Annotated in this window: 9 protein-coding genes; 2 read left to right on the top strand and 7 right to left on the bottom strand. The window is 73.2% G+C overall.

What is annotated here, in order from left to right:
- Positions 1-72: 72 nt before the first annotated feature.
- The 4 genes from OG494_RS43410 to OG494_RS43395 all read right to left on the bottom strand — a co-directional run bounded on the left by OG494_RS43410 (position 73) and on the right by OG494_RS43395 (position 2,638).
- Positions 73-1,398 carry an amidase family protein gene (locus OG494_RS43410; protein WP_328448883.1) on the bottom strand — a complete coding sequence of 442 codons (1,326 nt, stop codon included), beginning with the start codon at positions 1,396-1,398 and terminating at the stop codon, positions 73-75.
- Between the two features lie 28 nt (positions 1,399-1,426).
- Positions 1,427-2,029 carry a helix-turn-helix transcriptional regulator gene (locus OG494_RS43405; RefSeq protein ID WP_328448881.1) on the bottom strand — a complete coding sequence of 201 codons (603 nt, stop codon included), beginning with the start codon at positions 2,027-2,029 and terminating at the stop codon, positions 1,427-1,429.
- Positions 2,030-2,105: 76 nt separating this feature from the next.
- Entirely contained in the window at positions 2,106-2,372 is a 267-nt protein-coding gene (locus tag OG494_RS43400) for a WXG100 family type VII secretion target (RefSeq protein ID WP_328448879.1), read from the bottom strand.
- A gap of 2 nt (positions 2,373-2,374) precedes the next feature.
- On the bottom strand, positions 2,375-2,638 hold the full coding sequence (locus OG494_RS43395) for a WXG100 family type VII secretion target (protein WP_328448877.1): 264 nt from the start codon (positions 2,636-2,638) through the stop codon (positions 2,375-2,377).
- A 177-nt stretch (positions 2,639-2,815) separates the two neighbouring features.
- On the opposite strand from OG494_RS43395, the gene OG494_RS43390 reads away from it, so the two are divergent.
- Both OG494_RS43390 and OG494_RS43385 read left to right on the top strand, forming a co-directional pair.
- Positions 2,816-6,085 carry a BTAD domain-containing putative transcriptional regulator gene (locus OG494_RS43390; RefSeq protein WP_328448875.1) on the top strand — a complete coding sequence of 1,090 codons (3,270 nt, stop codon included), beginning with the start codon at positions 2,816-2,818 and terminating at the stop codon, positions 6,083-6,085.
- Positions 6,086-6,438: 353 nt separating this feature from the next.
- The gene (locus OG494_RS43385) at positions 6,439-10,083 is read left to right on the top strand and encodes a BTAD domain-containing putative transcriptional regulator (protein ID WP_328448873.1); all 3,645 of its coding nucleotides are present in this window, start codon (positions 6,439-6,441) and stop codon (positions 10,081-10,083) included.
- Between the two features lie 241 nt (positions 10,084-10,324).
- Here OG494_RS43385 and OG494_RS43380 read toward each other — a convergent pair whose 3' ends face one another.
- From OG494_RS43380 to OG494_RS43370, 3 genes are read right to left on the bottom strand one after another with little or no spacing between them, the layout of a single operon-like run.
- Positions 10,325-11,695, bottom strand: coding sequence for a GH1 family beta-glucosidase (locus tag OG494_RS43380; protein ID WP_328448871.1), 1,371 nt, complete (start codon positions 11,693-11,695; stop codon positions 10,325-10,327).
- Positions 11,692-12,516 carry a carbohydrate ABC transporter permease gene (locus OG494_RS43375; protein WP_328448869.1) on the bottom strand — a complete coding sequence of 275 codons (825 nt, stop codon included), beginning with the start codon at positions 12,514-12,516 and terminating at the stop codon, positions 11,692-11,694. Before OG494_RS43375 ends, OG494_RS43380 begins: the two co-directional genes overlap by 4 nt.
- Entirely contained in the window at positions 12,513-13,418 is a 906-nt protein-coding gene (locus OG494_RS43370; RefSeq protein ID WP_328448867.1) for a carbohydrate ABC transporter permease, read from the bottom strand. Before OG494_RS43370 ends, OG494_RS43375 begins: the two co-directional genes overlap by 4 nt.
- Positions 13,419-13,422 lie beyond the last annotated feature (4 nt).

Here is a 13,422-nt window from a genome sequence, read left to right as displayed (position 1 = left end):
CCGACGGCCGGGCTTGTCCCCAAGCCGTCGTGGTTGTGGACAAACCCCGAGATGATCAGCTCAGGCCGGGGGTCAGCCGCGGGAGGTGCGGGGCCAGGGGTTCGCCGCCTCCAGCTGGGCCGCCAGGCCCAGCAGCAACGGCTCTCCGCCCGGGCGGGTCACCAGCTGGACCGACGTCGGCAGGCCCGACGCCGGCGCCCGGCCGACCGGGACCGAGATCGCCGGGTAGCCCGCCAGGCTCCAGAGGCCCGTGAAGCCCGCCAGGCGCAGCGACGGCACCACGTTCGACGCCCACCGGCGCTCGTGCCAGCGGGCCGCCTTCGCCGGCCAGTGGGACAGCGTCGGCGTCATCAGGACGTCGTGGTCCGCGAAGAACTCCTCCGCCCGCGCTACCCAGCGCTGCTTCGTGCGCTCCCGGACGAAGCCGGCCTTCCGGAACAGCTGTCCGAGGCGGACGTGCGTGCGCGTCCGGCGTTGCAGGCGGGCGAAGTCGAAGTCCTCGGCCTGCTCGGCCGGGCCCGCGCACCAGCGGGCCGAGATGCCCAGGATCGCCGACGCGGGGTACTTGGGCGCGCCCGGCGCGACCGTGTGCCCGGCCGCCGTCAGCAGGTCAGCCGCGCGGGAGACCGCCGCGACCAGCTCACGGGGCACCGGCGAGTGGAGGACCGGCACCGTCGTCGACGTCCCGATGCGCACCGCGCCGGGCGTGGTGATTGTCGCCAGTGAAGGGTCCGCGGCCAGCACCGAGAACAGGACCGCCGCGTCGGCGACCGTCGTGGCCAGCGGGCCGTGCACCGACATGCCGAACCAGCCGCCTTCGGCCAGCCGGTCCGCACCCGGCTTCAGGCCGACGAGGCCGCACATCGCCGCCGGCAGGCGGATCGAGCCGAGGCCGTCGGTGCCGTGGGCGAGCGGGACCAGGCCGGACGCCACCGCCGCCGCGCTGCCGCCGGACGAGCCGCCCGCGGCGTACGTCGGTTCCCAGGGGTTGCGGGCGATGCCGTCCGGGGTGTCGCTCATCGGCCAGATGCACAGCTCCGGCACGCGGGTCAGCCCGACGAGCACCGCGCCCGCCGCGCGCAGCCGCGCCGCGATCACGCCGTCCTCGCCGGCCGGTGAAGACGGTCCCGCGACTGATCCGTGCGACGCGAACTCGCCGGAGATCGCCGTGACGTCCTTGACCGCGACGGGCACCCCCGCCAGCGGCAGCGTCGCCAGATCGGGCCGCGCGGCGACTTCGGCGGCCTCCGCCAGCGCCTCCTCGGCGCGCACCCGGCGGAACGCGCCGACCACGCCGTCGGTGGCGGCGATCCGGTCGAGGGCTTCCTTGACCACGTTCACCGGATCGAGTGTCCCGGCCCGCACGGAAGCCGCGATCTCCGCGGCGGTCAGCACCATGATCGCGACCCTAGCCCACGAAAAGACCTCAGATCGCGCCCGCGCGCAGCGCGTAGGCGACGGCGTGGGCGCGGTTGTTGAGACCGCAGCGCGTCATCAGGCCGTAGAGGACGTTCTTCACGGTCCGCTCGGAATAGCACAGCTTCGCGGCGATTTCCTCGGTGCCGAAGCCCTCGGCGACCAGGCGCAGCACGTCGCACTCGCGGGCGGCCAGCCCGGAGAGGGTGAGCCCGTTGGGCTCGAGCACGTCCCGGCGCATGCGCTGGACCTGCGAGAGCAGCGCCCCCTGCAGCCGCGGCGGCAGGTTCGCGGTGCCGTCGCCCGCCGCCATCACCGCCGTGACCAGCTCGGACCCGCCCGTGTCGCGGCGCGGCAGGATCGCCACGACGCCGCTCTCCAGCACCGCCATCAGGTCGCTCTCGCGGAAGTGCTCCACGACCAGCACGACGTGCGAGGCCTTGGCCGCCCGGATCTCGCCCAGCACCGCTTCGGTGACGTGCTCCTCCATCACCAGCAGCACGTCGGGCACCAGGTCGGTGATCCGGACGTCCGGATGGGACTCCAGGAGGCTCACCGCGCCGGCGTGCGTGATCGGGTCCGAGGCGAGGACGGTCACTTCGACGGGCTTCATGAAGGCAGTGTGACCTGTGGGTCTTCACGCCCTCCCTATTCCGTCTTCACGCCCGCCCGGCGGCCCGTGAAGACGATCAGGAACCGGCCTCGTCGTAGCCGCGGGCCAGCTCGCCGAACGCGTCCCGCGCGCGGTCGACGCAGTCCGGCATCCGCTCGGCCGCCCGGGCCCAGTCGAGCTTGGCCCGCAGGTACCGCTCCCGCGCCTCGTCGGTCCAGCCGGCCAGCCCCGGCTCCACAGTGGACTCCAGCTCGGCCAGCAGGTCGCCGAGGCCGCCGGTGATCGACCCCATCCGGTCGAGCACCAGGTCGGCGAGGGTGAAGTCGAACCGCTGGCGGGACATGGTCACGACCCGCCGGACCGTTGCCGTGGTACCCGGCCGCCGGTGGCCTCCAGCAGCCACGCGAGCCGGGTGAGGATGACGTCGAACTCCTGCTCCCAGTCGTTCATCGCCTGCCCGAACCGCACCGAAGCCTCGCCTCGCCACGCCGCCTGCAACGTCGCCATCTCGCTGTTGACGTCGCGGAGCTGGGAGTTCGCGGCCTCGATGGCGGACGCGAACCGCGCGGCGGCGCGCTTCATGTCCTCCGTCGGCACGGCTGAACTCATTCGCGGCTCCTTACGTGTCCGGCACCCGAGAGTGGCGTACCGGGCAGCCGAACGAAACCCCGCCCGGAAGCCGTTGCCCGAATGTCCGCCATCCTTGCCTGCGGGTTCACGACCGCCGCGTATGCTCACCTCAGGCATCCGGCGCGTGACGATACGTCAGCGCACGAAGGGAGACCGATGTCGGCTGCGGACAGCGCCGCACCGAGACTCCAACTGCTGGGTCCCGTACAGGCTTGGCGAGGCGACACCGAGCTCGACCTCGGCTCCGCGCACCGGCGCACGGTCCTCGCCGCACTGGCGATGAGCCCGAACCGCACGGTCTCGCGCGAGGAGCTGATCGACGCCGTCTGGGGCGAAGCGCCCCCGCAGAGCGCCCAGGGATCGATCTACACGTACGTCTCCGGGCTGCGGCGCTCCCTCGAGCCCGGCCGCGCCAAGGGCGAAGGCCCGCAGCTGCTCGCGTCGATCGGGTCCGGCTACTCCCTCTGCCTCGACGCCGAGGCGATCGACGTCCACCACTTCGAGACGCTGCGCGAGCAGTCCCAGCGGCAGCAGTCGGCCGGTGACCTCCGCGGCGCGCGCGAAACCCTCGACGAAGCCCTGGGCCTCTGGCACGGCGTCCCGCTGTCCGGTCTGCCCGGGCCGTTCGCCGCCGCCCAGCGCGCCCGGCTCGGCGAGGTGCGGCTCGCGACGATCGAACGGCGCGCCGAGATCGTGCTGGAGTCCGGCGGGCACCACGAGCTCGTCGCCGAGCTGACCGCGCTGACCCGCGAACACCCCTTCCGCGAGACGCTGCGCGGCCTGCTCATGCGCGCGCTGGCCCGCGCCGACCGGCGGACCGAGGCGATCGCGGTGTACACCGACGTCCGCGACAGGCTGGTCGAGTCGTCCGGCACCGAGCCGGGGCCGGCATTGCGGCGGCTGTACGAGCAGCTGCTGGAGAAGCCCGTCGCGCCGCCCGCGCCGAGACCGGCGCCGCCCGCCCGCGTGACACGTTTCCCCGTCGCGTCACTTCCGGACCGCACGGACATCTTCGTCGGCCGGGACGCCGAGCTGGCGCTGCTGCGCGAGGCCGTCGCCGGCCTGCTCGACGGCACCGGCCGGTCCCTGTGGCTGGAGGGCGAACCGGGCAGCGGCCGCACGGCCCTGCTGGCCGAAGTGCTCGCCACCGCGCAGGAAGCCGACGTGAAGCCCGCTTTCGCCGCCGCGGACGCGCTGGATCAGCGGTTCGCGCTGCGGCCGTTGCTCGACGCGCTGGGCGTGCACCCGCGGGCCACCGACGAGCGCCGGTCGGACCTCGCCGTCCGCCTCTCCGAGCAGCCCGGCGAAGACCCGGTCGACGGGCTGCTCGGCCTCGTCCGCGAGCTGTGCGCGGAGGCGCCGCTGGTGCTCGCGGTCGACGACCTGCAGTGGGCCGACGACACGACGTTGCGCGTCTGGCGGCACCTGAGCCGGGAGACGCGGGACCTGCCGCTGCTGCTCGTCGGCGCGTGCCGGCCGGTGCCGCGGCTGTCCGCGCTCGACGACCTGCGCGGCGAGCTGGACGCCGACACCACCACCGTGCTCGCGCTGCCGCCGCTGGCCGAGAGCGCCACGCTCGAGCTCGCCACCGAGCTGGTGGGCGCGCCGCCGGGGCCCGGGCTGCAGCTGCTGGTGTCGTACGCGGCCGGGAACCCGCGCTACGTCCGCGAAGTCGTCGAGACGCTGCTGGCGCAGTCGATGATCGTGCTCGACGGCGTGCACGCGCACCTGGACGGCAACTCGTGCCAGAACATCCCGTCACCCCTGGGGTCGCGGATCACGCTGTACCTGAGCTTCCTCTCCAGCGGCACGCGCGACACCCTGCGCTGGGCCGCGTTGCTGGGCCGCGAGTTCTCCTTGTCCGACATCGCGGTCGCCACCGAGCGGCCGCCGACGTCGCTCGTGGGCGCGGTCGACGAGGCGATCACCTCCGGCGTGCTCGTCGAGTCCGGCGACCGGGTGGCGTTCCGGCATCCGTTGCTGCGCCGCGTGCTCTACGAAAAGACCCCCGCGGCGATGCGCGTCGCGCTGCACCGGCAGCTGGCCGAAGCCTTCGCGACGGCGGGCGCGCCCGCGGACCGCGTCGCCGAGCAGCTCGCCGCGGCACCGGCCCAGGTGGACCCGTGGGTCGTCGGCTGGCTGCTGGAGAACATCGGCACGGTCGCCACCGAAACCCCGCGCGTCGCGGTCGATCTGCTGCGCCACGCCGTCACGCAGGGGGCGCTGCAGCAGGAGGCGCGGGAGACCCTCACCGCGACGCTGGCCCGGCTGCTCTTCTGGCTCGGGCGGGAACCCGAAGCCGAAGCGCGCTCGGTGGTCGCGCGGACGTCGGACAGCAGGCGCGCGGCCGAGATGCGCTGGATCCTGGCCTACATCTACTACCGCCGCGGTGATTTCGCCGAGGCGACGGCCGAGGTGAAGCGGACCCTCGACGACGTGGCCGTCCCGGAGATGTGGCGCGGGCGGCACGAGTCCCTGCTGACCACGCTGGAACGGCTGGGCGACGACCCGGGCGCGGTGCTCGTGCCGGCCGGGCTGCACCCGCTGGACGACGCGGCGCTGTCCGTGCCGAACCTCGACAGCCTCGACGAAGCCGCCGAGCCGCTCGACGCCGCCCGCCGGCTCGCCGCGACCCGCGCGGTGCCGGGCGAGATGCACCTGGCGGGCGCGGTGCACTACTACTGGCTGGGCCGCTGGCCGGAGGCGCTGGCCGAGCTGGACGCGGTCATCCGCGACGGCGCGGAAACCGCTTCCTACGTCCTGCGCAGCCCGGGGTCGGCGTTGCTCGTGCACGGCGTCGGCGCGCTGATCGCCGGGCACCGCGGCGAGCCCGGGCAGGCCCGGACGCACCTCGAAGCCGCGAGCCGGCAGCAGTTCCCCAAGGGCCTCGAGCCCGACGGCGGCGACTTCCTGCTCGCGGCGCGGTCGCTGCTGGCCGAGCAGGACGGCCGGCCCGAAGAGGCCTTGGCGGCGCTGCTGCCGCTGCTGGAGGAGAACTACCCGCCGGCCGCCCGGCACCAGTGGCTGCCCGACCTCGTCCGGCTCGCCGGGCAGCTCGGCGACCAGCAGCACGCCCACCAGGCGTTGCGGCTGCTCGAACCCGAGGGTGACGTCCCGCCGGCGCACGCCGCCGCGGCCGCGCACTGCCGCGGCCTGGTCACGGGCGACCCGGAACCGGTCCTCACGGCGGCCGAGCACTACCGCGCGGCCGGCCGGTTGCTCAAGCAGGCCAAGGCGACCGAGGACGCGGCGATCCTGCTGGCCGAATCGGATCGCCTGGACGAAGCCCGGATGGCGTTCCGCGCCGCGCTGACGATCTACACGGGCATCGGCGCGGTCTGGGACGTCCGGCGCGCGGAGGCCCGGATGCAGCCGTTCGGGATCCGGCGGGCCAACTCGGTCCGGTCGCGGGCCGCCGGCGAGTGACATCGGTGTCATCGCCGCCTCGCCACCCGTGATCAGAACGCCGGCACGCGTGATTCCGGAGCCGGCACGCGTGATTGAAGGGTCGACACGGCGGCCTCGGCCGTGTCGACCTTCCAGACACGCGTGTCGGCTCTCCGATCACGCGCGCCGGCCTTTCCGGCATGGTGTTCGGGGGCCCTGGCCTGGGCCGTCCACCAGGGCATACACCGTCGGGGGCCGCTCGCGGGGTTCCGGCCGCCGGGGCGTGATCCCGGGCTTGCCAGGTCAGTAAGCTCCCCGGAGTAGGTCAACCCGATCGGGTGTTGCCACGTCGGTAAAGTCGACGGAGAAGTCGGTACCGAGAACGGAACGACATGCCAGGGGATGCGGACACCGGTCTGCGAGTGGGCGTGCTCGGCCCGCTGCGGGCCTGGCGCGGGACGGCCGAGATCGGCCTCGGCCCCGCTCGTCAGCGCGCGATCTTCGCCGTGCTCGCGGTCAACGCCGGCCGTCCCGTCCCGCGTGCCGAGCTGATCGCCGGCGTCTGGGGCGATTCCGCGCCCGCGAGTGTCGAAGGCAGCGTCCACACCTACGTCTCCGGCCTGCGCCGGGCCCTCGAACCGGACCGGTCGCGCTGGTCGGCGTCGAGCGTGCTCGTGTCGGAAACCGCCGGGTACTCCCTGCTGCTCGACGACGACGCGCTCGACGCGGCCGTGTTCGAGCGGCACCGCGAACTCGCGCAACACCACCTCGACCAGGGTGATCCGCGGGCCGCCGTCACCGAACTGGACGCCGCGTTGGCGCTCTGGCAGGGCGAAGCGCTTTCCGGTGTCCCGGGCGAGTTCGCCGAGCGGCACCGCGAATACCTCGCCGAGCTGCGGCTGGCCACCTTGGAGCGGCGGGCCGAGGCCCTGCTGGCCCTCGGCGGCCACCTCGACCTCGCGCCCGAACTGGCCGTGCTGGCCGGGGAGAACCCGCTGCGGGAGTCCCTGCGCGAGTCGCTCATGCTCGCCCTCTACCGCAGCGGCCGCCACGGCGACGCCCTCGACGTCTTCCGCGACGCCCGCACCACGCTGATCGGCGAGCTGGGTGTCGAGCCCGGGCCGGCGTTGCAGCGGCTGCAGCAGCAGATCCTCGCGCAGGACCCGGCCCTCGACGCGCCCGCGGTGGTCGCGCCGCCTCCGCCCGTTCCGGCGCCGCGACACCGGCTTTTCGGCCGGGAGACAGAAAGCGCGCGGCTCGCGGAGCTCGTCACCGACGTCCGGGCCGGCCGCGGCCGGGCCGTGTGGATCGAAGGCGAAGCCGGGATCGGCAAGTCCGAACTGCTCACCGACTCGCTGCCCGGCGGCCCCGGTTTCCAGCTGCTGTGGGCGGCCGCCGACGAGCTGAGCACCCGCTTCCCGCTGCAGGTCATGATGGAGTGCCTGGAGATCGACGCGCATTCGCCCGACCCGCGGCGCGCGCGGGTGGCGAAGGAGCTCGCCGGGGAGGGTCCGGTGCGGCGTAGCTGGGGCCCGGCCGACCCGGTGCTCGGCGCCGTCGACCGGCTGCTGGTGCTGGTCGACGAGCTGTGCGCGCAGACGCCGCAGGTGCTGGTGGTCGACGACCTGCAGTGGGCCGACGAGGCGTCCGTGCTGGTCTGGCACCGGCTCTGCGCGGCGACGCGGCAGCTCCCCCTGCTACTGGTGGCCGCGACCCGCCCGGCACCGGACCGCGCCGAGCTCGCCCAGCTGCGCCGCGGCGTCCAGGCGCGCGACGGCGTGGTGCTCGACCTCGCGCCGTTGAGCGGCGACGACGTCGGGCGCCTCATCGAGGACCAGATCGGCGCGGTACCCGGGCCCGGCCTGCGCGAGCTGGCCGCCCGTGGCGCCGGAAACCCGTTGTACGTCAAGGAGATGGTCGACGTCCTGCTGCGCGCCGGCGCGGTCGAGGTGACCGGCGGCGAGGCCGACGTCGACGATCCCGAGGAGTTCGAGACGCCGCAGTCGCTGGTGGCCGCGGTCGACCGGCGGCTCGACTTCCTGCCCGCGCGGACCCAGGAAGTGCTGCGCTGGGGCGCGTTGCTGGGCATGGAGTTCGCCGTCGGCGACATCGCCGCGGTGCTCGGCTCCCGGCCGTCGGACCTGCTGGAGCCGCTGGAAGAAGCCGTCGCGGCGAACGTGCTGATCGACACCGGCACGCAGCTCGCGTTCCGGCATCCCTTGCTGCGTCAGGCGTTGTACAACCGGCTGCTGCCCGGGACGCGGGCGGCGCTGCACCGGCAGGCGGCCGAGGCACTGGCCCGGATCGGCGCCCCGGTCAAGCGGGTCGCCGAACAGCTGGTGGCCGCACCGGCCACAGTGGACGAATGGGTGCTCGACTGGCTGGCCGGGCACCACGCGGCCGTGTCGAACCGGGCGCCGCTGATCGCCGTCGAGCTGCTCGAGCGCGCGCTGGCCGCCGGCGCGAGCGACGACCCGCGCCGGGAGGTGCTGCTCGTCGCGCTCGTCAAGGTGCTGTTCCGGCTGGAGCGCAATCCGGAATCCTTGACGCAGCAAGCACTCGAGGTCGCCACCGAACCGGACGCCGTCGAGGAGATGCGGCACGTGCTCGCGGCGCTGCGGCACCGCCGCGGCGACACCGAAGGCGCGGTCGCGACGCTCGGCGCGTCCGCCGACGACCCGGCCGTGCCGGAGCTCTGGCGCGTCCGGCACCGGCAGCTGCTGGCGAACTTCCGCCGCGGCGATCTGTCCGATTTGGACACTGCGGAGAAGGCGGCGCGCGAAACGAAGGAGCAGTCCGGCGGCGACCGCTACCTGACCGCGCACGCCCTGCAGTCGTTGTGGCTGGTGGACTCGGTGCGCCGCGAGCACGACAGCGCGCTCGAGCACATCGACGCGGCGATCGAAGCGGTCGGCGACGAGCACGAGCTGGCCGACCTGCATCTCGACCTGCTCGACAACCGCGTCTTCACGCTGCAGAACCTCGACCGGCTCGCCGAAGCGGGCGAAGCGCTACGCGCGGCGGGCGAGGTCGCGGCGCGGCACGCGATGCCGGTCGGGCTGCAGGTTTCCGTCGCGGTGCACCGGTATTGGGAAGGCAGCTGGGACGAGGCGCTGGTCGAGCTGGACACGGTCACCGAGGACGGCCCGGCGATCACGTTCTACGGCCTGCGCGAGCCCGGGCCGGCGGCGTTGCTCCTGCACGGCGTCGCGGCGCTGATCGCGGGACGGCGGGACGACCGCGCGCAGGCGGCGGCCCACCTCGACGCGGCGGAGGAGTACGCCCCGGCGACCGGCGCCGAGCGCGAGAGCTTCGACTTCCTGCTGGTCGCCGACGCCCTCGCCGCCGAGCAGCGCGGCGACCGGGCGCGGGCGCTGCAGATCCTCGAACCGATCTTGAACCCGACGTACGCGCAGATGATGCTGCGGCACCAATGGCTTCCGGCGTTCGTCCGGCTGGCGATGGAGCAGGACGACCGCGAACGCGCGTTGCGGGCGCTGGACGTCTGCGAAGAAGAGGCGGAGAAGGAACGCCGCCCGGCGCGGGCGCTCGCCGCGGCGTCATGGTGCCGGGGGCTGATCGAGGAGGACCCGAGCCCGGTGCTCGACACGGCCGAGCACTTCCGCTCGGTCGGCCGCCGCCCGGAACTGGCGACGGCGCTGGAGGACGCGTCGGTGCTGCTGGCCCGCGCCGGCCGGCTGGACGCGGCCCAGGCGGCGTACGAGGAGGCGGCCGAGCTGTACACGGCGTTGTCGGCCCGCTGGGACCTGCGCCGCGCGGAGACCCGCTTGCGCCGGCTGGGCGTCCGGCGCGGGGCGCTGTCCTCGCCGATCCGCCCGGGCCACGGCTGGGAGTCGCTGACGCCGATCGAGGTCCGCATCGCGAGCCTGGTCGCGGAGGGCCGCTCGAACCCGGACATCGCGGCGGAACTGTCCCTGCCCCGGCGGACGGTCCAAGCCCACGTGGCCAGGTTGCTGGGCAAGCTGGAGACGCCGTCGCGCTCGGGCGTGGCCGACGCCTTCCGCCAGCGCACCTGATCCGACCCTCCAGGCACGCAAACCGACCCTCCAGGCACGCAAACCGACCCTCCAGGCACGCAAACCGACCCTCCAGGCACGCGAACCGACCGTCTGGGTACGCGAACCGACCGTTCCGGCACAGCGACCGACACGGTGTCGCCCCCGCCAAGGACAACACGCGTACCTGGAGAGTCGGGTCGCGTACCGGAAGGGTCGGGTCGCGTACCTGGAGAGTCGGGTCGCGTACCTGGAGGGTCGGTTAGGTGGGGAGGGCGTTGGCCTTGGCGATGCGCCCGAGGAAGTGGCCGGAGTCCTTGACCGTGCGGACCTGGGTCTCGAAGTCGACGTGGACCAGGCCGAACCGTTGCGAGTACCCCATCGCCCACTCGAAGTTGTCCAGCAGGGACCACGCGAAGTAGCCGCGCACGTCCGCGCCACCAACGATCGCGTCGTGGACCGCGCGGACGTGCGAGTCGAAGTAGGCGACGCGGGCAGCGTCGTGGACCCGGCCGTCGACCACTTCGTCCACAAAGGACGCACCATTCTCCGCCACCACCAGCGGCAAGCCACCGGAGCGGGTGGAAATCCAGCTCAGAAGCGAAGTCAGCGTCTCGGGTGACTGCTCCCAGCCGAACGCCGTCAGCGGCGGCCGAGCCGGGAGCACGTCCAGGCCTCGCAAGCCCGGCAGCGGGCAGTTGCTCGGCGCCGTGGGGTCCGCGAGCGGCGTCACCCGGGCCGGGGCGTAGTAGTTCACCCCGAGCCAGTCGATGGCCGCCGCGATGATGTCCGTGTCGCCGTCCCGGACCGACGCGGCGAAGCGGCCGCCGTGGTGGGCGACGTCCGCCACGACGTCGGCGGGGTAGCCCTTGCCCAGCACCGGGTCCAGGAAGAACCGGTTGTGGATGCCGTCGAACTTCCGGGCCGCTTCGGCGTGAGCCGGTGACGAGCCGTCCGCGATGGCGGGCGCGAAGTTCAACGCCAGCGAGAATTCGTGCCCCGGCCGGGCCTGCTCCGTCAACGCGCGTGTCGCCAGGCCGTGGCCGAGCAGCAGGTGGTGCGCCGCGACCAGCGCCGTGTCGTAGTCCTGGACGCCCGGCGCGTGCACGCCGCTGCCGTACCCCAGGTACGCCGCGCAGAACGGCTCGTTGATCGTCGTCCACTGCTCGACGCGGTCGCCGAGCGCGTCGTGGACCACCGCCGCGTACTCGGCGAACCGGAACGCCGTGTCCCGCGCCGGCCAGCCGCCGGCGTCCTCCAGCGCCTGCGGCAGGTCCCAGTGGTACAGCGTCAGCACCGGCGTGACGTCGCGGCTCAGCAGTTCGTCGACCAGCCGGTCGTAGAACCCGAGACCGGCCGCGGACGTCGTCACGCCGTCGGGCATGATCCGCGGCCACGCCACCGAAAAGCGGTACGCGTTGAGCCCGAGGCCGGCCAGCAGGCCGATGTCCTCGGGGTAGCGGTGGTAGTGGTCGCAGGCGACCTCGCCGGACGCGCCGTCGAGGACCTTACCCTCGGTGGCCGAGAAGGTGTCCCAGATGGACGGTCCGCGGCCACCCTCGGTGACGCCGCCCTCGACCTGGTACGACGCGGTCGCCGCGCCCCACCGGAAACCCGCCGGAAACTCCGTCACACTGGCGCCCCTCTCAGGATCCCCCGGACGACGTACCGGCCGAGCAGCAGGAACGCCGCGATGACGGGCAGCACGCCCACGGTCGCGCCGGTCAGCATCAGCGCGTAGTCGGTGTAATAACCGCTGGCCAGCTGCGACAGCGCGACCTGCACGGTCGGCGTCTCGTTGGGGTCGAGTACCACCAGCGGCCAGAAGTAGTCGTTCCACGTCGCCATGAACGTGAGCATCGCGAGCACCGCGGCCTGCGGGCGCAACGACGGGACCGCGACGTGCCAGTAGGTGCGCAGGATCGAGCAGCCGTCGACGGTCGCCGCGTCGACGAGGTCGGCGCTGATCGCGTTCTCGCAGGCCTGCCGCATCCAGAACACGCTGAACGCGCTGACCAGGCCGGGCACGATCACCGCTTCGAGCCGGCCGTACCAGCCGAGGTCGCCGACGACGAGGTAGAGCGGGATCACGCCGAGCTGCGCCGGCACCATCGCCGAGCCGACGACGAGCAGGAACAACGTGTTGCGGCCGGGGAACCGCAGCCGCGCGAACGCGAACCCGGCGAGGCTCGCCAAGACCACGTTGGACACCATCACCGTGCCCGAGACGATCAGCGAGTTGCCGATCGCGAGCCAGAAGTCGACGGTGTCGAACACGCGGCGCACGTTCTCGAAGAGGTGCCCGCCCGGCAGCAGCAGCGGTGACGTCTCCCCGATCGCCGAATTGTCCCTTGTGGACACCACGAACGACCAGTACAGCGGGAACATCGACGCGCCGAGCACGCCGATCAGCAGGGCGTACACCCAGGCGCCCGGCCGCCGCCGGGCCGTCACGCCGACCTCACGAACCGGCGCACGAGCCGGTAGTTCACCAGCGCGAACAGCACGCAGACGACGAACAGCACCCAGGTCAGCGCGGCCGCGTAACCGGCGTCGAAGTGCGTGAACCCCTTCTCGTACAAGTACATCGTCACGGTCTGGAACTGGCGGTCGTTGCCGCCGGTCCCGCCCGAGCCGCCCGCGTCGAACAGCTGCGGTTCGGCGAACAGCTGCAGGCCGTTGACGGTGCCGGCGATGGCCGTGAAGGCGAGCGCGGGCCGGATGCCCGGGACGGTGATCGACCAGAACGTGCGCCACCGCGACGCGCCGTCGAGCGCGGCGGCCTCGTACAGGTCCGCCGGCACGGCCTGCATCGCCGACAGGTAGATCAGCGCGTTGTAGCCGGTCCAGCGCCAGAGCACCATCGACGCCACCGCGACGTGCGACGACCAGGTGCTCGCCTGCCAGTTGACCGGCGCGACGCCGAACCAGCCGAGAACCTCGTTGACGACGCCGTAGTCGCGGCTGAACAGCTGCCCGAACACGAGCCCGACGGCGACCACCGATACGACGTTCGGCAGCAGGATCCCGGTGCGCCACCAGGTCGCGGCCCGCAGCGGCCGGTCGAGCAGCGCGGCGATCCCCAGCGCCAGCAGGAACTCCGGGACGGCGGCGAGCACGAAGATGCCGACCGTGTTGGCCAGCGCGTTGTAGAACCGCGGGTCGGTGAGCAGCTCGCCGTAGTTGGCGAGCCCGCGGTAGCCCTGGTCGCCGTCGAGCAGGTTCCAGTCGTGCAGCGACACCCAGATCGTGTAGAGCAGCGGGAACGCGCCGAAGACGACGAACAACCCGAAGAAGGGCGCGATGAGCAGCAACGGCGTGACCTTGCGGTCGAAACGGGCGAGCCGGTGCTGCACGCGG

This window comes from Amycolatopsis sp. NBC_00438, from assembly GCF_036026695.1.
Classification (GTDB): Bacteria; Actinomycetota; Actinomycetes; order Mycobacteriales; family Pseudonocardiaceae; genus Amycolatopsis.
Note: the sequence above shows the minus strand (reverse complement) of the source record. Positions and strands in the feature narration are given on the sequence as shown.